Annotated in this window: 25 protein-coding genes; 23 read left to right on the top strand and 2 right to left on the bottom strand. The window is 57.7% G+C overall.

All coding sequences use genetic code 11. From position 1 onward, the window contains the following. Nucleotides 1-11 precede the first annotated feature (11 nt). From rplX to bfr, 18 genes are all read left to right on the top strand, one after another. Nucleotides 12-326 carry a 50S ribosomal protein L24 gene (rplX, locus tag AC1DRN_RS13040; RefSeq protein WP_003176416.1) on the top strand — a complete coding sequence of 105 codons (315 nt, stop codon included), beginning with the start codon at nt 12-14 and terminating at the stop codon, nt 324-326. 22 nt (nt 327-348) lie between these two features. Continuing rightward, nucleotides 349-888: a 50S ribosomal protein L5 gene (gene rplE / locus AC1DRN_RS13045; protein WP_003210069.1), complete on the top strand. Its 540-nt coding sequence runs from the start codon at nt 349-351 to the stop codon at nt 886-888. Nucleotides 889-901: 13 nt separating this feature from the next. Beyond that, nucleotides 902-1,207 carry a 30S ribosomal protein S14 gene (rpsN, locus tag AC1DRN_RS13050; RefSeq protein WP_003176414.1) on the top strand — a complete coding sequence of 102 codons (306 nt, stop codon included), beginning with the start codon at nt 902-904 and terminating at the stop codon, nt 1,205-1,207. Nucleotides 1,208-1,416: 209 nt separating this feature from the next. After that, nucleotides 1,417-1,809: a 30S ribosomal protein S8 gene (rpsH, locus tag AC1DRN_RS13055; protein WP_003186040.1), complete on the top strand. Its 393-nt coding sequence runs from the start codon at nt 1,417-1,419 to the stop codon at nt 1,807-1,809. Nucleotides 1,810-1,821: 12 nt separating this feature from the next. Next, the gene (rplF, locus tag AC1DRN_RS13060) at nt 1,822-2,355 is read left to right on the top strand and encodes a 50S ribosomal protein L6 (RefSeq protein ID WP_003176412.1); all 534 of its coding nucleotides are present in this window, start codon (nt 1,822-1,824) and stop codon (nt 2,353-2,355) included. Nucleotides 2,356-2,365: 10 nt separating this feature from the next. Further along, complete coding sequence (gene rplR / locus AC1DRN_RS13065) at nt 2,366-2,716, top strand: 50S ribosomal protein L18 (RefSeq protein ID WP_003186037.1); 351 nt, start codon at nt 2,366-2,368, stop codon at nt 2,714-2,716. 3 nt (nt 2,717-2,719) lie between these two features. After that, entirely contained in the window at nt 2,720-3,220 is a 501-nt protein-coding gene (rpsE, locus tag AC1DRN_RS13070) for a 30S ribosomal protein S5 (protein WP_003186035.1), read from the top strand. 2 nt (nt 3,221-3,222) lie between these two features. Further along, entirely contained in the window at nt 3,223-3,399 is a 177-nt protein-coding gene (gene rpmD / locus AC1DRN_RS13075) for a 50S ribosomal protein L30 (protein WP_003176408.1), read from the top strand. 3 nt (nt 3,400-3,402) lie between these two features. Further along, nucleotides 3,403-3,840 carry a 50S ribosomal protein L15 gene (gene rplO / locus AC1DRN_RS13080; protein ID WP_003228720.1) on the top strand — a complete coding sequence of 146 codons (438 nt, stop codon included), beginning with the start codon at nt 3,403-3,405 and terminating at the stop codon, nt 3,838-3,840. Further along, nucleotides 3,841-5,169: a preprotein translocase subunit SecY gene (secY, locus tag AC1DRN_RS13085; RefSeq protein ID WP_003228718.1), complete on the top strand. Its 1,329-nt coding sequence runs from the start codon at nt 3,841-3,843 to the stop codon at nt 5,167-5,169. A 24-nt stretch (nt 5,170-5,193) separates the two neighbouring features. Continuing rightward, the gene (rpmJ, locus tag AC1DRN_RS13090) at nt 5,194-5,310 is read left to right on the top strand and encodes a 50S ribosomal protein L36 (RefSeq protein WP_002555468.1); all 117 of its coding nucleotides are present in this window, start codon (nt 5,194-5,196) and stop codon (nt 5,308-5,310) included. A 130-nt stretch (nt 5,311-5,440) separates the two neighbouring features. Next, a complete protein-coding gene (rpsM, locus tag AC1DRN_RS13095; protein WP_009045849.1) occupies nt 5,441-5,797 on the top strand; it encodes a 30S ribosomal protein S13 in 357 nt (118 codons plus the stop codon). Between the two features lie 30 nt (nt 5,798-5,827). Beyond that, nucleotides 5,828-6,217: a 30S ribosomal protein S11 gene (gene rpsK / locus AC1DRN_RS13100; RefSeq protein ID WP_002555466.1), complete on the top strand. Its 390-nt coding sequence runs from the start codon at nt 5,828-5,830 to the stop codon at nt 6,215-6,217. Nucleotides 6,218-6,235: 18 nt separating this feature from the next. After that, nucleotides 6,236-6,856 carry a 30S ribosomal protein S4 gene (rpsD, locus tag AC1DRN_RS13105; RefSeq protein WP_477786726.1) on the top strand — a complete coding sequence of 207 codons (621 nt, stop codon included), beginning with the start codon at nt 6,236-6,238 and terminating at the stop codon, nt 6,854-6,856. A gap of 22 nt (nt 6,857-6,878) precedes the next feature. Then, nucleotides 6,879-7,880: a DNA-directed RNA polymerase subunit alpha gene (locus tag AC1DRN_RS13110; protein ID WP_007970428.1), complete on the top strand. Its 1,002-nt coding sequence runs from the start codon at nt 6,879-6,881 to the stop codon at nt 7,878-7,880. A gap of 42 nt (nt 7,881-7,922) precedes the next feature. Further along, on the top strand, nt 7,923-8,309 hold the full coding sequence (gene rplQ / locus AC1DRN_RS13115; protein WP_046041617.1) for a 50S ribosomal protein L17: 387 nt from the start codon (nt 7,923-7,925) through the stop codon (nt 8,307-8,309). Between the two features lie 237 nt (nt 8,310-8,546). Further along, on the top strand, nt 8,547-10,001 hold the full coding sequence (locus tag AC1DRN_RS13120) for a catalase (protein WP_477786727.1): 1,455 nt from the start codon (nt 8,547-8,549) through the stop codon (nt 9,999-10,001). 149 nt (nt 10,002-10,150) lie between these two features. Then, on the top strand, nt 10,151-10,615 hold the full coding sequence (gene bfr / locus AC1DRN_RS13125) for a bacterioferritin (RefSeq protein WP_223461667.1): 465 nt from the start codon (nt 10,151-10,153) through the stop codon (nt 10,613-10,615). 64 nt (nt 10,616-10,679) lie between these two features. Here the strand turns inward: bfr and uvrA are convergent, their stop codons facing one another. After that, a complete protein-coding gene (uvrA, locus tag AC1DRN_RS13130) occupies nt 10,680-13,514 on the bottom strand; it encodes an excinuclease ABC subunit UvrA (protein ID WP_223461669.1) in 2,835 nt (944 codons plus the stop codon). Nucleotides 13,515-13,705: 191 nt separating this feature from the next. Between uvrA and AC1DRN_RS13135 the strand changes: the two genes are divergently transcribed. Both AC1DRN_RS13135 and AC1DRN_RS13140 read left to right on the top strand, forming a co-directional pair. Then, the gene (locus AC1DRN_RS13135) at nt 13,706-15,103 is read left to right on the top strand and encodes an MFS transporter (RefSeq protein ID WP_223461671.1); all 1,398 of its coding nucleotides are present in this window, start codon (nt 13,706-13,708) and stop codon (nt 15,101-15,103) included. Between the two features lie 9 nt (nt 15,104-15,112). Then, nucleotides 15,113-15,631, top strand: a complete 519-nt coding sequence (locus tag AC1DRN_RS13140; RefSeq protein ID WP_223461674.1) for a single-stranded DNA-binding protein — start codon at nt 15,113-15,115, stop codon at nt 15,629-15,631. Between the two features lie 125 nt (nt 15,632-15,756). Here AC1DRN_RS13140 and AC1DRN_RS13145 read toward each other — a convergent pair whose 3' ends face one another. Continuing rightward, nucleotides 15,757-16,305, bottom strand: coding sequence for a cysteine hydrolase family protein (locus AC1DRN_RS13145; protein WP_223461676.1), 549 nt, complete (start codon nt 16,303-16,305; stop codon nt 15,757-15,759). 101 nt (nt 16,306-16,406) lie between these two features. Here AC1DRN_RS13145 and AC1DRN_RS13150 point away from each other — a divergent pair, with 101 nt between their 5' ends. The 3 genes from AC1DRN_RS13150 to AC1DRN_RS13160 all read left to right on the top strand — a co-directional run bounded on the left by AC1DRN_RS13150 (nt 16,407) and on the right by AC1DRN_RS13160 (nt 19,560). Further along, nucleotides 16,407-17,399 (top strand): GlxA family transcriptional regulator, encoded by a 993-nt coding sequence (locus tag AC1DRN_RS13150; RefSeq protein ID WP_223461678.1) that lies wholly within the window; start codon nt 16,407-16,409, stop codon nt 17,397-17,399. A gap of 303 nt (nt 17,400-17,702) precedes the next feature. Next, nucleotides 17,703-18,812: a DUF3182 family protein gene (locus AC1DRN_RS13155; protein WP_223461680.1), complete on the top strand. Its 1,110-nt coding sequence runs from the start codon at nt 17,703-17,705 to the stop codon at nt 18,810-18,812. Next, nucleotides 18,802-19,560 (top strand): alpha/beta hydrolase family protein, encoded by a 759-nt coding sequence (locus AC1DRN_RS13160; protein ID WP_223461682.1) that lies wholly within the window; start codon nt 18,802-18,804, stop codon nt 19,558-19,560. The genes AC1DRN_RS13155 and AC1DRN_RS13160 overlap by 11 nt, the downstream gene beginning before the upstream one ends. Nucleotides 19,561-19,615: the final 55 nt, after the last annotated feature.

Raw genomic sequence — 19,615 nt, forward strand, 5'->3', positions numbered from 1 at the left:
GGAGATCCGACATGCAAAAGATTCGTCGTGACGACGAGATCATCGTGATCGCCGGCAAAGACAAAGGTAAGCGCGGTAAGGTGCTTAAGGTTCTCGCTAACAACCGTTTGGTTATTGGTGGTCTGAACCTGGTCAAGCGTCATACCAAGCCTAACCCGATGTCGGGCGTGCAGGGCGGTATCGTCGAAAAAGAAGCTCCACTGGATGCTTCTAACGTCGCCATTTTCAACGGCGAAACCAACAAGGCTGACCGCGTTGGTTTCAAAGTAGAAGACGGCAAGAAAATTCGTGTCTTCAAGTCGACCCAAAAAGCGGTTGATGCTTGAACACTGCTAGGTAGATGAGACCATGGCACGACTAAAAGAGATTTACCGGAAGGAAATTGCTCCGAAACTTAAGGAAGAACTTAAGCTTTCGAACGTGATGGAAGTTCCGCGCGTTACCAAAATCACCCTGAACATGGGTCTGGGCGAAGCGATCGGCGACAAAAAAGTCATCGAGCACGCTGTTGCTGACCTGGAAAAGATCACCGGCCAGAAAGTCGTTGTGACCTACGCTCGCAAATCCATCGCTGGCTTTAAAGTCCGTGAAGGTTGGCCGATCGGCGTCAAAGTGACCCTGCGCCGTGAGCGTATGTACGAGTTCCTGGATCGTCTGCTGTCGATCTCCCTGCCTCGGGTTCGCGACTTCCGCGGCCTGAATGCCAAGTCCTTCGATGGTCGTGGTAACTACAGCATGGGCGTGAAAGAGCAGATCATCTTCCCGGAAATCGACTACGACAAGATCGATGCTCTCCGCGGTCTGGACATCACCCTGACCACCACTGCCAAGAACGATGATGAAGGCCGCGCTCTGCTGCGTGCGTTCAAATTCCCGTTCCGCAACTGATTGGAGTAGGACCATGGCCAAGATGAGCATGAAAAACCGCGAGCTGAAGCGTCAGCTCACGGTTGCCAAGTACGCCAAGAAGCGTGCAGCACTGAAAGCTATCATCGTTGATCTGAACGCAAGTCCAGAAGCGCGTTGGGAAGCTACAGTAGCCCTGCAGAAGCAGCCACGTGACGCAAGCGCTTCGCGCATGCGTAACCGCTGCCGCCTGACCGGTCGTCCACACGGCGTTTACCGCAAGTTCGGCCTCGGCCGTAACAAGCTGCGTGAAGCTGCCATGCGTGGTGACGTACCGGGTCTGGTTAAAGCCAGCTGGTAAGTACTTTCAAAGTCTCGGTGGAAAGGTTCGCAAGATCCTGACCACCGGTGGCCTTGAATCTGGATCAAGCCCCTTTTGGGGCTTGATTCATTTCTGGGGTGTGTCTAGAATACCCGGCTCGCCTGAGCCCGTGTTTTTCATGCTCGGAGATTCTCGGCGACACGTAATAGCCGCAAGGCTAATTTTTTTGTATTAGGAGCGTCTAGCCCATGAGTATGCAGGACCCGTTAGCGGACATGCTAACTCGTATCCGTAATGCCCAGATGGCTGAAAAGTCCGTCGTAAGCATGCCATCTTCCACGTTGAAGGTAGCTGTTGCCAAAGTCCTGAAGGACGAAGGTTACATTGCGGGTTATCAGATCAGCAGCGAAATCAAACCACTGCTGTCCATCGAGCTGAAGTACTTCGAAGGCCGTCCGGTTATCGAAGAAGTGAAGCGCGTTAGCCGTCCAGGCCTGCGTCAGTACAAGTCCGTCGATGATCTGCCAAAAGTTCGTGGCGGTCTCGGTGTGTCTATCGTCTCCACCAACAAAGGTGTGATGACGGATCGTGCTGCGCGCGCTGCCGGTGTCGGCGGCGAAGTTCTTTGCACTGTGTTCTAAGGGGGGATAAGCATGTCTCGCGTCGCTAAGAACCCCGTTAAGCTGCCAGCCGGTGTCGAAGTAAAATTCGCAGGCCAACAGCTTTCGGTGAAGGGTGCCAAGGGTACTCTTGAACTGAACATCCATTCGTCCGTTGAGATCGTTGAAGAAGCTGGTGAGCTGCGTTTCGCTGCTCGCAATGGCGATCAACAGACTCGCGCAATGGCTGGTACCACTCGTGCGTTGGTAAACAACATGGTCCAAGGCGTAAGCCAAGGCTTCGAGCGCAAGCTCCAGCTGGTCGGTGTTGGTTACAAAGCGCAAGCAAAAGGCACAGTGCTGAACCTGGCTCTTGGCTTCTCGCACCCAGTGGATTACGAACTGCCGGAAGGCATCACCGCTGAGACTCCTAGCCAGACCGATATCCTGATCAAGGGCATCGACAAGCAGCTGGTAGGTCAAGTGGCCGCCGAGATCCGCGACTTCCGTCCACCAGAGCCGTACAAAGGCAAAGGTGTGCGCTACGCGGACGAAGTCGTCCGTCGTAAAGAAGCCAAGAAGAAGTAGGGCATAGCAAATGACCGACAAAAAAGTTACTCGACTGCGTCGCGCTCGCAAAGCACGCCTGAAAATGCACGAACTCGAAGTCGTGCGTCTCTGCGTGTTCCGCTCTTCGCAGCACATCTACGCCCAGGTCATTTCGGCCGACGGCAACAAAGTCCTGGCGAGCGCCTCGACTTTGGATAAAGAACTGCGTGATGGTGCCACCGGCAACATCGACGCGGCCACTAAGGTTGGCCAGCTGGTCGCTACGCGTGCTAAGGCCGCTGGCGTCTCGCAAGTGGCTTTCGACCGCTCTGGCTTCAAGTACCACGGCCGCGTTAAAGCGCTGGCTGATGCTGCTCGTGAAGCTGGGCTGGAGTTCTAAGTTATGTCAAATAACGACCAAAAGCGCGACGAAGGCTACATCGAGAAGCTGGTTCAAGTTAACCGCGTAGCCAAAACCGTTAAAGGCGGCCGTATCTTCACTTTCACCGCGTTGACCGTGGTTGGTGATGGTAAGGGCCGTGTTGGCTTCGGCCGTGGCAAGTCGCGTGAAGTGCCTGCTGCGATCCAGAAGGCAATGGAAGCTGCTCGCCGCAACATGATCCAGGTTGATCTGAACGGCACCACTCTGCAGTACGCAATGAAGTCCGCTCACGGCGCTTCGAAGGTGTACATGCAGCCTGCTTCTGAAGGTACCGGTATCATCGCTGGCGGCGCTATGCGTGCTGTCCTCGAAGTTGCTGGCGTTCAGAACGTTCTGGCCAAGTGCTACGGCTCGACTAACCCGGTAAACGTGGTTCACGCCACTTTCAAGGGTTTGAAAGCAATGCAGTCTCCTGAATCCATTGCCGCCAAGCGTGGCAAAAGCGTCAAGGAGATCTTCTGATCATGGCTACCGTAAAAGTAACGCTGATCAAAAGCATGACCGGCCGCATCCCTAACCACAAACTGTGCGTTAAGGGTCTGGGTCTGCGTCGCATCGGTCACACTGTAGAAGTCCAGGATACTCCCGAGAATCGCGGGATGATCAACAAGGCTTACTACATGCTGCGTGTCGAGGGTTAATCGATGAAACTCAATGATCTGAGTCCAGCGCCGGGTTCCCGTCGCGAAAAGCATCGTCCGGGCCGTGGTATCGGTAGCGGTTTGGGTAAGACTGGTGGCCGTGGTCACAAAGGTCAGACCTCCCGCTCCGGTGGCACCATTGCTCCAGGCTTTGAAGGCGGTCAACAGCCGCTGCATCGTCGCCTGCCGAAGTTCGGTTTCGTTTCCCTGAAAGCCATGGACCGCGCAGAAGTGCGTCTGTCCGAGCTGGCTAAAGTGGAAGGCGACATCGTCACCGTGCAGTCCCTGAAAGATGCCAACGTGATCAACGTCAACGTACAGCGTGTGAAAATCATGCTGTCCGGTGAAGTGACTCGCGCTGTCACTATCGGCAAGGGAATCGGCGCCACCAAAGGTGCGCGTGCGGCTATCGAAGCAGCTGGCGGCAAGTTCGAGGAATAAATGGCTAAGCAAGGTGCTCTCTCTGCGCTCGGCAAAGGCGGTATGTCTGAACTCTGGGCTCGTCTGCGTTTTCTGTTCCTGGCGATTATCGTCTACCGAATAGGCGCACACATCCCGGTTCCAGGTATCAACCCGGACCGACTCGCGGACCTGTTTCGACAGAATGAGGGGACCATTCTTAGCTTGTTCAACATGTTTTCCGGCGGCGCGCTGGAACGGATGAGCATCTTTGCACTGGGGATCATGCCGTACATCTCGGCATCGATCATCATGCAACTGATGACCGCCGTCAGCCCGCAGCTGGAGCAGTTGAAGAAGGAAGGTGAAGCTGGCCGTCGCAAGATCAGCCAGTACACCCGCTACGGCACTGTCGTCCTCGCTCTCGTCCAGGCTATTGGCATGTCCATTGGTCTGGCGGGGCAGGGCGTTGCGTTCACTGGTGACTTTGGCTTCCATTTCGTCGCGGTATCCACGTTTGTGGCTGGTGCGATGTTCATGATGTGGCTGGGTGAGCAGATTACTGAGCGTGGTGTTGGCAACGGTATCTCGATGTTGATTTTTTCGGGTATCGTCGCCGGTCTTCCGAGAGCGATCGGGCAGTCTTTCGAGTCTGCGCGTCAGGGTGATATCAACATCTTCGCCCTGGTTGCCATCGGTTTGCTGGCAGTAGCGATTATCGGTTTCGTGGTGTTCATTGAGCGTGGTCAGCGTCGTATTGCTGTTCACTACGCCAAGCGTCAGCAAGGCCGCAAGGTCTTTGCCGCGCAGACCAGCCACTTGCCGCTGAAGGTGAACATGGCCGGTGTTATTCCGGCTATTTTCGCGAGCAGCATTTTGCTGTTCCCGGCTTCGTTGGGTGCCTGGTTCGGTCAGTCTGAAGGTATGGGCTGGTTGCAGGACATCTCGCAGTCGATCGCTCCTGGTCAGCCGTTGAATATTCTGCTGTTTAGTGCAGGGATTATTTTCTTCTGCTTCTTCTATACGGCGTTGATGTTCAATCCGAAAGACGTAGCGGAAAACCTGAAGAAGTCCGGTGCCTTTATTCCGGGCATCCGTCCAGGTGAGCAGTCTGCGCGCTACATTGATGGCGTTCTGACTCGCTTGACCATGTTCGGTGCTCTTTACATGACGGCCGTCTGCCTGTTGCCCCAGTTCCTGGTGGTYGCRGCMAACGTACCGTTCTACCTYGGCGGGACCTCGTTGCTGATCGTCGTCGTGGTTGTGATGGACTTCATGTCCCAAGTACAATCGCACCTCGTTTCGCACCAGTACGAATCCCTGATGAAGAAAGCCAACCTGAAGGGTTACGGCAGCGGCATGCTGCGCTGACCCATAAGGTTCGAGGAGTTGGTGATGAAAGTTCGTGCATCGGTGAAAAAGCTGTGCCGTAACTGCAAGATTATTCGCCGCGAAGGTGTTGTTCGAGTAATTTGCAGCGCGGAACCGCGTCACAAACAGCGCCAAGGCTGAGTGTGATTGTGCTTCAAGCCCGGTAGCTAGTGCGCTACCGGGTTGATTATTTGTTATTACAGCGATATTATCTCGCGCCCTATTTCTTGGCTTCCGGGGCGTAGGTAGCTGTCAATTGGAGTCCCACTGAATGGCCCGTATTGCAGGCGTTAACATTCCAGATAACAAGCATACTGTTATCTCGCTGACCTACATCTATGGTGTTGGTCGCACTACTGCACAGAAAATTTGTGCAGAGACTGGGGTAAACCCAGCAGCAAAGATCAAAGATCTGAGCGACGAGCAAATTGAACAGCTGCGTGGCGAAGTGGCGAAGTTCACCACTGAAGGTGACCTGCGTCGCGAAATCAACATGAAAATCAAGCGCTTGATGGACCTCGGTTGCTATCGCGGTCTGCGTCATCGTCGCGGTCTTCCAGTGCGCGGTCAGCGTACCAAGACCAACGCGCGTACCCGTAAAGGTCCGCGTAAGCCGATCCGCAAGTAATCGCCCCAGCGAATCGACAGGAATTTAATCATGGCAAAACCTGCTGCTCGTCCTCGTAAAAAAGTTAAAAAGACAGTGGTTGATGGCATCGCCCACATCCATGCATCTTTTAACAACACCATCGTGACCATCACCGACCGTCAAGGTAACGCTCTTTCCTGGGCTACCTCCGGTGGTTCGGGTTTCCGCGGTTCCCGCAAGTCCACCCCGTTTGCTGCTCAAGTAGCTGCTGAACGTGCTGGTCAAGCTGCGCTGGAATACGGCCTGAAAAACCTCGACGTCAACGTCAAAGGTCCAGGTCCAGGTCGTGAATCCGCAGTCCGCGCTTTGAACGGCTGTGGCTACAAGATCGCCAGCATCACCGACGTGACGCCAATCCCGCACAACGGGTGCCGTCCGCCGAAGAAGCGCCGCGTGTAATCCAGGAGATTGTAAAGAATGGCTCGTTACATTGGTCCAAAATGCAAACTCGCTCGTCGCGAAGGCACCGATCTCTTCCTGAAGAGCGGCGTGCGCGCGATCGAATCGAAGTGCAACATTGAAGCAGCACCTGGTATCCACGGCCAACGCCGCGGTCGCCAGTCCGACTACGGCACCCAACTGCGTGAAAAGCAGAAGGTCCGTCGTATCTACGGCGTTCTCGAGCGTCAATTCAGCGRCTACTACAAAGAAGCTGCTGGCAAGAAAGGTGCAACCGGTGAAAACCTGCTGCAACTGCTCGAATGCCGTCTGGACAACGTTGTATACCGTATGGGCTTTGGTTCGACTCGTGCCGAATCCCGTCAGCTGGTATCGCACAAGTCGATCAGCGTAAACGGTCAGACCGTTAACGTTCCGTCCTACCAGGTTCGTGCTGGTGACGTGGTCGCTGTTCGCGAGAAAGCAAAAAATCAACTTCGCATTGTCCAAGCTCTCGATCTGTGTGCCCAACGTGGCCGCGTAGAATGGGTAGAAGTAGACACTGAGAAGAAGTCGGGCGTTTTCAAGAACGTTCCTGCTCGCAGTGATCTGTCCGCCGACATCAACGAAAGCCTGATTGTCGAGCTCTACTCCAAGTAAGGGCTAGAAAATAGGTGCATCCATGCAGATTTCGGTAAATGAGTTCCTGACACCCCGCCACATTGATGTGCAGGTTGTCAGTCCAACCCGCGCCAAGATCACTCTCGAGCCTCTCGAGCGTGGCTTTGGCCATACCCTGGGCAACGCGCTGCGCCGCATCCTGTTGTCCTCAATGCCCGGCTGTGCAGTAGTCGAGGCCGAGATTGACGGTGTGCTCCACGAGTACAGCGCCATCGAAGGTGTACAGGAAGACGTCATTGAAATCCTGTTGAACCTTAAAGGTCTGGCTATCAAGCTGCACGGTCGTGACGAAGTTACGCTGACCTTGTCGAAGAAGGGTTCGGGGGTGGTTACCGCTGCCGATATTCAGCTGGATCATGATGTCGAGATCGTTAATCCCGATCACGTAATCGCTAACCTGGCGTCTAACGGCGCCCTGAACATGAAGCTCGTAGTAGCTCGTGGTCGTGGTTATGAACCGGCAGACTCGCGTCAGAGCGATGAAGACGAAAGCCGCAGCATCGGTCGCTTGCAGCTTGACTCTTCGTTCAGCCCGGTTCGCCGTATCGCATACGTGGTGGAAAACGCCCGTGTCGAGCAGCGTACTAACCTGGACAAGCTGGTTATTGATCTGGAAACCAACGGTACTCTGGATCCTGAAGAGGCAATTCGCCGCGCTGCAACCATCCTGCAACAGCAGTTGGCTGCGTTCGTCGACCTCAAGGGTGACAGTGAGCCAGTGGTTGTCGAGCAGGAAGACGAGATCGATCCGATCCTGCTTCGCCCGGTTGACGATCTGGAACTGACTGTACGTTCGGCTAACTGCCTTAAGGCGGAAAACATCTACTACATCGGCGACCTGATTCAGCGTACCGAAGTAGAGCTGTTGAAGACTCCGAACCTGGGCAAGAAATCCTTGACTGAAATCAAGGACGTTCTGGCCTCCCGCGGTCTGTCCCTCGGCATGCGCCTCGACAACTGGCCGCCTGCAAGTCTTAAGAAGGACGACAAGGCGACTGCCTGATCGTCGTAATCACCGAACGTAGTGTTTGGTAAGGAATGAACCATGCGTCATCGTAAAAGTGGTCGTCACCTGAGCCGCACCAGCTCGCACCGCAAGGCCATGTTCCAAAACATGGCGGTGTCGCTGTTCGAGCACGAGCTGATCAAAACTACTCTGCCAAAAGCCAAAGAACTGCGCCGCGTTGCCGAGCCGCTGATCACTTTGGCCAAGATAGATAGCGTTGCTAACCGCCGCCTGGCTTTCGACCGTACTCGTTCGAAAGCTATCGTTGGTAAGCTCTTCAACGACCTGGGCAAGCGTTACGCTACCCGTGAGGGTGGCTACCTGCGCATCCTCAAGTGCGGTTTCCGCGCTGGCGACAACGCGCCTATGGCGTACGTCGAGTTGGTTGATCGTGCTACTGCTGGCGAAGCTGTATCTGCCGAGTAAGACGTCAGTCTGAAACAAGGAACCGGGCCTAGTGCCCGGTTTTTTGTGTCTGTAAGAAACGCGCCGTTTGTACAAGCGTCTCCTTCGTCTGCATCGTCATTATGTGATGGGGATGATCATTAGTTTTTCTCTATCGATGTCTGCAAATTAATGAATTTGTAGCTGTCATATTGATGACCAATACTCCCTCTCAGCCGATAGCCGGCAGTTCAAGACCGACAGAGGAAGGAAGATCGCATGAGCCAAAACAAAACGCTTACCACCGCCAGTGGCGCTCCTGTTGCCGATAACCAGAATTCCCGTTCCGCCGGCCCTCGTGGCCCGTTGCTGCTCGACGACTTTCACCTGATCGAGAAGCTTGCCCACTTCAACCGTGAAAACATCCCTGAGCGCCGTGTGCACGCCAAAGGCTCGGGGGCCTACGGTACGTTCACCGTCACGCGCGATATCACTCAATACACCAGCGCGAAGCTGTTTGAGGCGGTCGGCAAGCAAACCCCCACTTTCCTGCGGTTTTCCACCGTGGGCGGTGAGCGTGGTTCGGCCGATACCGAGCGTGATCCGCGCGGCTTTGCCTTGAAGTTTTACACCGAGGAAGGCAACTGGGACATCGTTGGCAACAACACCCCCGTGTTTTTCATTCGCGATCCACTGAAGTTTCCGGACTTTATCCACACCCAGAAGCGTTTACCGCAAAGCAACCTGAAGAGTGCCCAGATGATGTGGGATTTCTGGTCGCATTCGCCCGAGGCGCTGCATCAGGTCACCATCCTGTTCTCCGACCGGGGTATCCCTGACGGATACCGCCACATGCACGGCTTCGGCAGCCACACTTACAGCCTTATCAACGCTCAAGGTGAGCGTCACTGGGTGAAGTGGCACTACAAGACCCAACAAGGGATCAAGAACCTCGCTCCTGCCGAGGCGGCGCGCCTGGCGGGTACCGATCCGGATTACGCCCAGCGCGACTTGTTCAATGCCATCGAGCAGGGTGATTTCCCGAAATGGCGCGTGTGCATTCAGATCATGAGCGAGGCTCAGGCGGCGACGCACTACGAGAACCCGTTTGATGTCACCAAAACCTGGTCGCAGAAAGAGTTTCCACTGATTGAAGTCGGAGTGCTGGAGCTCAATCGCAACCCGCAGAACTACTTCGCGGAAGTCGAGCAAGCGGCGTTCGGTCCCAGCAATATGGTGCCGGGAGTTGGTCTGTCGCCGGATCGTATGCTGCAAGGTCGGGTCTTCGCCTACGCGGACGCTCATCGCTACCGTGTCGGCACCAATCACCAGCAGTTGCCCGTCAACGCTGCGCGCAGTCCGGTCAACACTTACCAGCGCGATGGTTCGATGGCTTTTGGCGGCAATGGCGGTGYAGCGCCGAACTACGAGCCGAACAGCTACGTCGAGTCGCCGAAGCAGGCGCCTCGTTACGCAGAGCCAGCGTTGGCCCTCAGTGGTGCCGCCGATCGTTACGACCACCGTGAAGACACGGATTACTACAGTCATGCCGGTGCGTTGTTCCGCTTGATGACTGAAGAGCAGAAATCGCTGCTGGTCAGCAACATTGCCGGTGCGATGGCGGGTGTGTCGAGTGATGTGGTTGATCGCCAGCTGCAACATTTCTACAAGGCTGACCCGGCGTATGGAGAAGCAATCGCAAAGCTACTCAACGTACAGCTTAACGAAGTCTAAATGAGAAGCAGAACCGCCCTTGTTTGGGCGGTTTTTTGCGTTATTTCAGCCGCTTTTCTCAGAATATCTTCGCTTTTATTGCGTCTTGCGAGTGACGATAAGGGCATGTTGGTTCAAACTACAACTTTCAGGCAGGGAGATGTAGGGCGATGCAAGGCCACCCAGATGTGATCGATTACCTCAACACGTTGCTGACCGGCGAACTGGCCGCGCGTGATCAATATTTCGTCCACTCGCGGATGTATGAGGACTGGGGTTTCGCCAAGCTCTACGAACGAATCAACCACGAAATGGAAGAGGAAGCAGGGCACGCCGATGCCCTGATGCGCCGGATTCTGATGCTCGAAGGCACGCCGCGCATGCGTCCGGACGATCTCGATGTCGGCACCACGGTGACAGAGATGCTCGAAGCGGATTTGCGCCTGGAGTACAAGGTGCGGGCTGCGCTGTGCAAGGGCATCACGCTCTGCGAGCAGCACAAGGACTATGTCAGCCGCGAAATGCTGCGGGTTCAATTGCATGACACAGAAGAAGATCACACCTACTGGCTCGAGAAGCAGTTGGGTCTGATCAAGTTGATCGGGCTTGAGAACTACCTGCAATCCCACGCCTGATTCAGCGGATACAAAAAAGCCCCTGTCACTGATGAAGTGACAGGGGCTTTTTCGTGGGGCCAGGTTAAGCCCGATCACGCTCCAGCAGCGGTTTGAGGTAGTAACCGGTGTGGGATTGCTTCATCTCGGACACTTCCTCCGGCGTGCCGACGGCAATGATCTGACCGCCCTTGGAACCACCCTCCGGACCCAGGTCCACCAGCCAGTCAGCGGTCTTGATCACGTCCAGGTTGTGTTCGATCACCACCACGGTGTTGCCGTGGTCGCGCAGGCGATGCAGCACGTCCAGCAGTTGCTGGATATCCGCGAAGTGCAGCCCGGTGGTCGGTTCATCGAGGATGTACAGGGTCTTGCCGGTATCGCGCTTGGACAGCTCGCGGGAGAGTTTCACCCGTTGGGCTTCACCACCGGAGAGTGTGGTCGCCGATTGCCCCAGCTTGATGTACGACAGGCCGACGTCCATCAACGTTTGCAGCTTGCGCGCCAGGGCCGGTACAGCATCGAAGAACTCCCGTGCTTCCTCGATGGTCATCTCGAGGGTTTCGTGGATGTTCTTGCCCTTGTACTTGATCTCCAGGGTTTCGCGGTTGTAACGCTTGCTCTTGCACACGTCGCACGGCACGTAGATGTCCGGCAGGAAGTGCATCTCCACCTTGATCAAGCCGTCGCCCTGACAAGCCTCGCAGCGGCCGCCCTTGACGTTGAAGGAGAAGCGCCCCGGCCCGTAGCCCCGGGAGCGGGACTCCGGTACGCCGGCGAACAACTCGCGGATCGGCGTGAACAATCCGGTGTAGGTCGCCGGGTTGGAGCGCGGTGTACGGCCGATCGGGCTCTGGTCGATGTCGACGACCTTGTCCAGGTGCTCAAGGCCCTTGATGCTGTCGTGGACGGCCGCTTCAAGGGTAGTGGCGCCATTCAGCGCTGTAGCGCTCAAAGGGAACAGCGTGTTGTTGATCAGCGTCGACTTGCCGGAGCCGGACACGCCGGTCACACAGGTCAGCAGGCCGATCGGAATCTCCAGGTCGACATTGCGCAGGTTGTTGCCACGCGCGCCCTTGAGCGCCAGCGTCAGCTTCTTGTTGCGTGGTGTGCGCTTGGCCGGGACTTCGATCTTCACCCGGCCCGACAGGTATTTGCCGGTCAGCGAGTCCGGATGCGCCATGACCTCGGCCGGCGTGCCTTCGGCGACGATATGCCCGCCATGCACACCCGCGCCCGGGCCGATGTCCACCACGTAGTCGGCCAGACGAATGGCGTCTTCGTCGTGCTCGACCACGATCACCGTGTTACCGATATCACGCAGATGCTTGAGGGTGCCCAGTAGCCGGTCGTTATCGCGCTGATGCAGGCCGATGGAGGGCTCGTCTAGGATGTACAGGACGCCCACCAGGCCGGCACCAATCTGGCTGGCCAGACGAATACGCTGGGCCTCACCACCGGACAAGGTGTCCGCGCTGCGATCCAGCGACAGATAGTCGAGACCGACGTTGACCAGGAACTGCAGGCGTTCGCGGATTTCCTTGAGGATCTTGTCGGCAATTTCCCCACGCCTTCCGGTGAGCTTGAGCCCGCCAAAATAATCGGACGCATCACCGATAGGCAGGTTGGTCACTGCCGGCAGGGTTTTCTCGCCGACCCACACGTGCCGCGCCTCACGCCGCAGGCGGGTGCCGCGGCAATCCGGGCACGACTGGGTGCTGAGGAACTTGGCCAGCTCTTCGCGCACCGATGCCGATTCGGTCTCGCGGTAGCGTCGCTCCAGGTTCGGCACGATGCCTTCGAACGGATGCGAGCGTTTGACGATATCGCCACGGTCGTTCAGGTATTTGAAGTCGACGTTTTGCGAACCGCTGCCGTGCAGGATATTTTTCTGCTGGTCAGCGGCCAATTCGTTGAACGGCACTTCAAGGCTGAATTTATAGTGGGCCGCCAGCGACCCGAGCATCTGGAAGTAATAGACGTTGCGCCGATCCCAGCCACGAATCGCCCCTTCGGCCAGGGTCAGTTCGCCATTGACCAGGCGCTTGATGTCGAAGAACTGCTTTACTCCCAAACCATCACAGGTCGGGCAAGCGCCCGCCGGGTTGTTGAAGGAGAACAGTTTTGGCTCAAGCTCGCTGATGGCGTGACCACAGATCGGGCAGGCGAAGCGTGCGGAGAAGATCATCTCTTCACCCGGCTCGTCGTCCATCGGGGCCACCAGGGCGATGCCGTCCGCCAGTTTCAGCGCGGTCTCGAAGGATTCCGCCAGGCGTTGTTGCAGGTCGGCGCGAACCTTGAAGCGGTCGACCACGACATCAATGGTATGTTTTTTCTGCTTGTCGAGCTTGGGTGCTTCGTCCAGCTCGTAGAGCTTGCCGTTGATTCGGGCGCGGACGAACCCTTGGGCGCGCAGCTCTTCGAAAACCGACAGGTGCTCGCCTTTGCGCTCGCGGATGACCGGCGCCAACAGCATCAGTTTGCTGCCCTCCGGTTCGGCGAGGACCAGGTCGACCATCTGGCTGACGGTCTGCGCTTCCAGCGGGATATCGTGATCCGGGCAACGGGGAATACCCACGCGTGCATAAAGCAGACGCAGGTAGTCGTAGATTTCGGTAATGGTGCCGACCGTCGAGCGCGGGTTGTGCGAGGTGGACTTCTGCTCGATGGAGATCGCCGGCGACAGGCCTTCGATGGTGTCGACATCGGGTTTTTCCATCATCGACAGGAACTGCCGGGCGTAGGCCGACAGCGATTCGACGTAGCGGCGCTGACCTTCGGCGTACAGGGTGTCGAACGCCAGGGACGACTTTCCGGAGCCGGACAGGCCGGTGATGACGATCAGCTTGTCCCGTGGCAGGGTCAGGTCGATGTTCTTCAGGTTGTGGGTTCGAGCCCCACGAATCAGGATCTTGTCCAAGGTGGCCTCGCTTGGCGGGCGTCGAAAACGTAGGAGTATACGGCCAAATACTGGATGGATGCACACTATCAAACGAGTGGGCTACTGTCTTACATGAAGAGTGTGTCAGCAATGCGCGTCAAAGCGTCGCGATATACCCTGCCAATCGAAGGGACTGGTAGAATCGCCGCCGGTTAACATGAGGTTTTTCCATGCACGATCCCCACAGCGAGCGCATGAGTGGCAGCGAGACCCGCGCAGCAAGCGGTCTGGCCCTGGTGTTCGCCTTCCGTATGCTTGGCATGTTCATGGTGTTGCCGGTTCTGGCGACCTATGGGATGGATCTGGCCGGGGCTACTCCGGCCCTGATTGGCCTGGCGATTGGCGCTTATGGGCTGACCCAGGCGGTTTTCCAGATTCCTTTCGGTTTCATTTCCGACCGCATCGGTCGCCGCCCGGTGATTTACCTGGGCCTGATCGTGTTTGCCCTCGGCAGTCTGCTGGCAGCCAATGCCGATTCGATCTGGGGTGTGATTGCCGGGCGAATCCTGCAGGGCGCCGGGGCGATTTCCGCGGCGGTCATGGCCTTGCTGTCGGACCTGACCCGCGAGCAGCACCGGACCAAGGCCATGGCCATGATCGGCATGACCATCGGCCTGTCGTTTGCGGTGGCCATGGTGGTCGGCCCGCTGCTGACCCGCGCCTTCGGGCTGTCCGGGCTGTTCCTTGCCACGGGCGGCATGGCGTTGTTCGGCATCGTGATCGTGATGTTCATGGTGCCGCGCTCCACCAGCCCGTTGCAGCATCGCGAGTCCGGTGTCGCGCGCCAGGCGCTGATCCCGACCCTCAAGCATCCGGACCTGCTGCGCCTGGACCTCGGCATTTTTGTCTTGCACGCGATGTTGATGTCCAGCTTCGTCGCCTTGCCACTGGCGCTGGTCGAGAAGGCCGGGCTGCCCAAAGAGCAGCACTGGTGGGTGTACCTGACCGCGCTGCTGATTTCTTTCTTCGCCATGATCCCGTTCATTATCTACGGCGAGAAGAAACGCAAAATGAAACGAGTTTTACTCGGCGCCGTCGTGACGCTGATGCTCACTGAGCTATTCTTCTGGCAGTTCGGCGATAGCTTGCGGGCTCTGGTGATCGGTACGGTGGTGTTCTTCACCGCATTCAATCTGCTGGAAGCTTCGTTGCCATCGCTGATCAGCAAGGTTTCACCGGCGGGCGGCAAGGGTACGGCGATGGGGGTTTATTCCACCAGCCAGTTCCTGGGCTCGGCACTGGGGGGCATCCTCGGCGGCTGGCTGTTCCAGCATGGCGGTCTGTCGGTTGTGTTCCTCGGATGCGCCGGTCTGGCTGCCCTCTGGCTGGCCTTTGCTGTTACCATGCGAGAACCTCCCTACGTGACAAGCCTGCGCTTGCCGTTGTCGCCCGAGGCGATCCGCGAAGCGGGTCTGGTCGAGCGCCTGAAGGCGGTCGTAGGGGTAACAGATGCAGTGATAGTCGCTGATGAAGCGGCCATTTACATCAAATTGGACACCGAACTATTGGATCGCACCACCCTTGAAAGCCTGGTGAACAACTCGGCCGGGGCAGCGTGCGTAGCCTAGGAGAACGTAATGGCCCGTGGGGTTAACAAAGTCATATTGGTCGGCACTTGCGGCCAGGATCCTGAAGTTCGTTACCTGCCCAATGGTAACGCCGTGACCAACTTGAGTCTGGCGACCAGCGAACAGTGGACCGACAAGCAAACCGGTCAGAAAGTCGAAAAAACCGAATGGCACCGTGTGTCGATGTTCGGCAAAGTGGCTGAGATCGCCGGCGAATACCTGCGTAAAGGTTCGCAGGTGTACATCGAAGGCAAGCTGCAGACCCGCGAGTGGGAAAAAGACGGTATCAAGCGTTACACCACCGAAATCGTGGTCGACATGCAAGGCACCATGCAGTTGCTGGGCGGTCGTCCACAAGGCGACCAACAGGGTCAGGGCGGCGGTAACAACTACCAGCAATCCGCTCCGCGCCAGCAGGCTCCGCGTCCACAGCAGTCGGCACCGCAACAGTCGCGTCCGGCGCCACAGCCGGCTGCTCCTCAGCCGGCTCCGGATTTCGACAGCTTTGATGACGATATTCCGTTCTAAAGCAGCTGCAAGCCTCAAGTTACAAGCTACAAGCTACAAGCTACAAGCTACAAGCTGACAAAACAAAACCCGCACTTCGGCCTGAAGTGCGGGTTTTTTATGGGCGGTGGAATTTAACCGCAGACTCAGGCCGCGAGGAAATCGTTGGTCGACACTACGCTGGCATACGCAAACGCCAGGGCTGCCATGAACGCCGCATGAACCTGCGTCGCCGGAACTGTCACGCCATTGAACTCCAGGTCACGGGTCGCGCAGGCGTCGTGGATCACGGTTACCTTATAGCCAAAGTCCGCCGCCGCACGGGTGATGCCGTCGACGCACATGTGGCTCATGCTGCCCACGACCACCAGTTCCTTGATGCCTTGCTCGTCGAGGATCGATTTCAGCTCGGTTTCGCGGAATGAATTGACGAAGTGCTTGAGCACCACAGGCTCGTCGGCGCGGTTGAGAACTTTGGGGTGGAGCTTGGCGCCTTCGGAGTTCGGGGAGAAAAACGGTGCCTCTTCGGAGGTGAATTCGTGGCGGATGTGCACCACCGAATCACCGGCGTCGCGGAAGGCCTTGATCAGGCGTGCGGCGTTGTCTGCGGCGGCGTCGGCACCGACCAGCGGCCACTTGCCTTGGGGGAAGTAGTCGTTCTGGATATCGACTACGATGAGCGCTTGCTTGGCCATGACTGATTCCTCGAAGTGTGTGTTGGTGTGGAATGAAGTATTGGCGCTGGCAGACGATCCGGGGATTGGCCGCACCGACAATAAGAGGGGGAAAACTGACAATGGATGCAGAAAGGGCAATCGCCGAGCTCGGTGTGCTGATCTATCCCGGCGCGCAGATGGCGGCGGTGCATGGCTTGACGGACTTGTTCGGGGTGGCCAACCGGATCGCCGCCGAACATCAGTCTGCGCAGTTGCCGCTGTTGCGGGTCAGCCATTGGCAGGTCGAAGGTGATCAGCCGCCAGTTCGGGTCTTCAACAGCCATCCCGGTCCGGAGCGCACCCCGGTGGCCGTGTTGATTCCGCCATCGATCGCCGGTTTTTCCGAAGGCCAGGCGCCACAGGGATTGATCCGCTGGTTGCGCGAGCAACATGCCAGCGGCGCGACGCTGGGCGGGGTTTGCGTGGGTTCTATCCTGTTGGCCGAAAGTGGTCTGCTCGACGGTCGTAGCGCCACCACCCACTGGACCTCGGCCAAAACCTTTGCCGAACGTTACCCGGCGATCAGGCTCAAGGCCGACACACCGATTGTCGATGACGGTGATCTGATTACCACCGCCGGGCTGATGGCCTGGTCCGAACTGGGTTTGCGCCTGGTCAACCGGTTGTTGGGACCGAGCATTGCCACCAATACCGCACGTTTTCTGGTGGTGGAGCACAGCGACAGCGCCAGTGAGTGCGGCAGCAACTTTGCGCCGATCCTCGGTCATGGTGATGCGGCGATCCTCAAGGTGCAACACTGGCTGCAAAGCACCGGGGCAATCGATGTGTCGCTGGCGGCGATGGCCGAAAAGGCAGGGCTGGAGGAGCGCACCTTCCTGCGAAGATTCCGCGCGGCTACCGGGCTCAAACCCACCGAATACTGCCAGCATCTGCGAGTCGGCAAGGCCCGGGAAATGCTCGAGTTCACCAACGGCACCATCGACCATATCGCCTGGACCGTGGGTTACCAGGACCCCGGGGCGTTTCGCGCGACGTTCAAGAAAATCACCGGGCTGGCGCCGAGTGATTATCGGATGCGGTTTGGGGTGACACCGGGGGCGGCGCCGCGCTAGACGCAGCACCACAAACATACTGTGGGAGCGAGCTCGCTCGCGATGAGGGCATGACATTCAACATTGATGTGTCTGACACACCGCTATCGCGAGCAAGCTCGCTCCCACAGGGTCGGGTGTGCGGGTTTGAATCGTGCAAAATGCCGGAATTTCAAAGGGCGTCGTGCAGAATAAAACAGGCATCATGCCATCACTTTCTGCGCAACAGGCTGATTTGAAAACCCTTTCCCCGTACACAGGCTTGGCCTGATCTCTGCACCCCTTCAGCTACATTCATCAAGCGTCGATTGAAGGGGGGGGGGCATGACCCCAACAAACCGCAAGAAACTGGTGGTCGCCCATTCGGTGCTCGCCGATGCGCCACTGCATGAAGTCGAAACCAACCGTGCACTGGCCCGCTGGCTGGCGCAGATACTGGGGCTCGAGTACGGCGGCAGCTACGACCCGCAGTTGCACGACGGGCAGGACCTCTACCTGTTGCCGACCCAGACCCTGGTGGGCGCTGCGGTTGCCCGGCAACTCGGGGTCAAGGGGCCGGAGGACTTGTGGGGCGGTTATGTCGACCACGACTTCATATGCACCAAAGCCATCAGTCATGGATTGCTCAACCACCATGCCCATGCACCGCAAGGCTGGGCACCATTGTTTTCCGAGCGGGTGCGCAGTGTCGTGCTCGACGGTCTCAGTGTGTTCTCGCTGGAGGATGCACGGCCAGCGGCGAAGCATCTGCTCTATACCGGCCCGATCCGCCTCAAGCCGATTCACGCCTGCGCCGGGCGGGGTCAGGAAGTGATCGACAGCCTCGACCGGTTCGACGAAATCCTCGCCCGACCCGAAGCCAAAACGCTGTTCGCGCAAGGCGTGGTGTTGGAGCAGGACCTGGATCAAGTGATCACCCACAGCGTCGGTCAGAGTTTCATCGGCGACAAGGTGCTGAGTTACTGCGGTGAACAATACTTGACCAAGGACGCAAGGGGCGAAGAGGTGTATGGCGGCTCGAACCTGTTGGTGGTGCAGGGCAGCTACGTCGATTTACTGAAGCTGGACCTGGCCGATGATGTGCGGGTGGCTATCAAGCAAGCGCAGGTGTTCGACAGCGCCGCGGATGAAGCCTATCCAGGTTTCTATGCATCGCGGCGCAACTACGACATCGCTCAGGGCATCGATAGCGACGGCAAACAGCGCAGTGGCGTGCTCGAACAGTCCTGGCGCATGGGCGGTGCCAGCAGCGCCGAGGTAGCGGCCTTGCAGAGTTTCGTCAACGATCCGGGGATGCGCGCGACTCGTGTGTCTTCGGTGGAAACCTACAGCGATCAGCCGTTGCCGGCAGACGCCATCGAGGTGTATCGCGGGCCGGCGCAGACCAGTGACTTTCTCCTCAAGTATGTGACGGTTAAATCCTATGACGGCTAGAAGCGAATCCATTCAGATCGACATCGACAACGAACAGATGAGCGGGACTTTTCTGAGCCCCAAATCGAAAGTCCCCGGCGTGCTCTTCGTGCACGGTTGGGGCGGCAGTCAGGAGCGGGATCTGGAGCGCGCCAAGGGCATCGCCGCGTTGGGCTGTGTCTGCCTGACGTTCGACCTGCGCGGACACACCGGCGGCACCGGTATTCCATTGTCCCGGGTGACCCGCGAAGACAACCTGCGTGACCTGTTGGCAGCCTATGACCGATTGCTCGCGCACCCGGCTCTCGATACGTCGGCGATTGCCGTGGTCGGCACCAGTTACGGGGGGTATCTGGCCTCGATTCTGACCTCGCTCAGGCCGGTGCGTTGGCTGGCGCTACGGGTACCGGCGTTGTATCGCGACGAGCAATGGCACACGCCGAAACGCGATCTGGACAAACTGGATCTACGTGATTACCGAGGTACCCTGGTACGTGCCGACAGTAACCGCGCGTTGCATGCCTGTTCGCAGTTCACCGGGGATGTCCTGCTGGTGCAGTCCGAGACCGACGAATACGTGCCCCACGCGACGATCATGAGCTATCGGGCAGCCTGCCAGCAGACGCACTCACTGACCCACCGCATCATCGATGGAGCCGACCATGCCTTGAGTGACCCGATTTCCCAGCAGGCCTACACCTCGATCCTGGTGGACTGGATTACCGAGATGGTGGTGGGGGAGCGGTTAAGCATTATTCAATCCCAGTGATTTTCGGTGAGCTTGCGGACGCCATCGCGGGCAAGCCCGCTCCCACAGTTGATCG

This window comes from Pseudomonas sp. P5_B3 (assembly GCF_056400405.1).

What these genes read in the sequence shown, in the direction of transcription:
- rplX (WP_003176416.1), top strand. Translation starts at nt 12, where the DNA reads ATGCAAAAGATTCGTCGTGACGACGAGATCATCGTGATCGCCGGCAAA.
- rplE (WP_003210069.1), top strand. Translation starts at nt 349, where the DNA reads ATGGCACGACTAAAAGAGATTTACCGGAAGGAAATTGCTCCGAAACTT.
- rpsN (WP_003176414.1), top strand. Translation starts at nt 902, where the DNA reads ATGGCCAAGATGAGCATGAAAAACCGCGAGCTGAAGCGTCAGCTCACG.
- rpsH (WP_003186040.1), top strand. Translation starts at nt 1,417, where the DNA reads ATGAGTATGCAGGACCCGTTAGCGGACATGCTAACTCGTATCCGTAAT.
- rplF (WP_003176412.1), top strand. Translation starts at nt 1,822, where the DNA reads ATGTCTCGCGTCGCTAAGAACCCCGTTAAGCTGCCAGCCGGTGTCGAA.
- rplR (WP_003186037.1), top strand. Translation starts at nt 2,366, where the DNA reads ATGACCGACAAAAAAGTTACTCGACTGCGTCGCGCTCGCAAAGCACGC.
- rpsE (WP_003186035.1), top strand. Translation starts at nt 2,720, where the DNA reads ATGTCAAATAACGACCAAAAGCGCGACGAAGGCTACATCGAGAAGCTG.
- rpmD (WP_003176408.1), top strand. Translation starts at nt 3,223, where the DNA reads ATGGCTACCGTAAAAGTAACGCTGATCAAAAGCATGACCGGCCGCATC.
- rplO (WP_003228720.1), top strand. Translation starts at nt 3,403, where the DNA reads ATGAAACTCAATGATCTGAGTCCAGCGCCGGGTTCCCGTCGCGAAAAG.
- rpmJ (WP_002555468.1), top strand. Translation starts at nt 5,194, where the DNA reads ATGAAAGTTCGTGCATCGGTGAAAAAGCTGTGCCGTAACTGCAAGATT.
- rpsM (WP_009045849.1), top strand. Translation starts at nt 5,441, where the DNA reads ATGGCCCGTATTGCAGGCGTTAACATTCCAGATAACAAGCATACTGTT.
- rpsK (WP_002555466.1), top strand. Translation starts at nt 5,828, where the DNA reads ATGGCAAAACCTGCTGCTCGTCCTCGTAAAAAAGTTAAAAAGACAGTG.
- AC1DRN_RS13110 (WP_007970428.1), top strand. Translation starts at nt 6,879, where the DNA reads ATGCAGATTTCGGTAAATGAGTTCCTGACACCCCGCCACATTGATGTG.
- rplQ (WP_046041617.1), top strand. Translation starts at nt 7,923, where the DNA reads ATGCGTCATCGTAAAAGTGGTCGTCACCTGAGCCGCACCAGCTCGCAC.
- bfr (WP_223461667.1), top strand. Translation starts at nt 10,151, where the DNA reads ATGCAAGGCCACCCAGATGTGATCGATTACCTCAACACGTTGCTGACC.
- AC1DRN_RS13135 (WP_223461671.1), top strand. Translation starts at nt 13,706, where the DNA reads ATGCACGATCCCCACAGCGAGCGCATGAGTGGCAGCGAGACCCGCGCA.
- AC1DRN_RS13140 (WP_223461674.1), top strand. Translation starts at nt 15,113, where the DNA reads ATGGCCCGTGGGGTTAACAAAGTCATATTGGTCGGCACTTGCGGCCAG.
- AC1DRN_RS13145 (WP_223461676.1), bottom strand. Translation starts at nt 16,305, where the DNA reads ATGGCCAAGCAAGCGCTCATCGTAGTCGATATCCAGAACGACTACTTC.
- AC1DRN_RS13150 (WP_223461678.1), top strand. Translation starts at nt 16,407, where the DNA reads ATGGATGCAGAAAGGGCAATCGCCGAGCTCGGTGTGCTGATCTATCCC.
- AC1DRN_RS13155 (WP_223461680.1), top strand. Translation starts at nt 17,703, where the DNA reads ATGACCCCAACAAACCGCAAGAAACTGGTGGTCGCCCATTCGGTGCTC.
- AC1DRN_RS13160 (WP_223461682.1), top strand. Translation starts at nt 18,802, where the DNA reads ATGACGGCTAGAAGCGAATCCATTCAGATCGACATCGACAACGAACAG.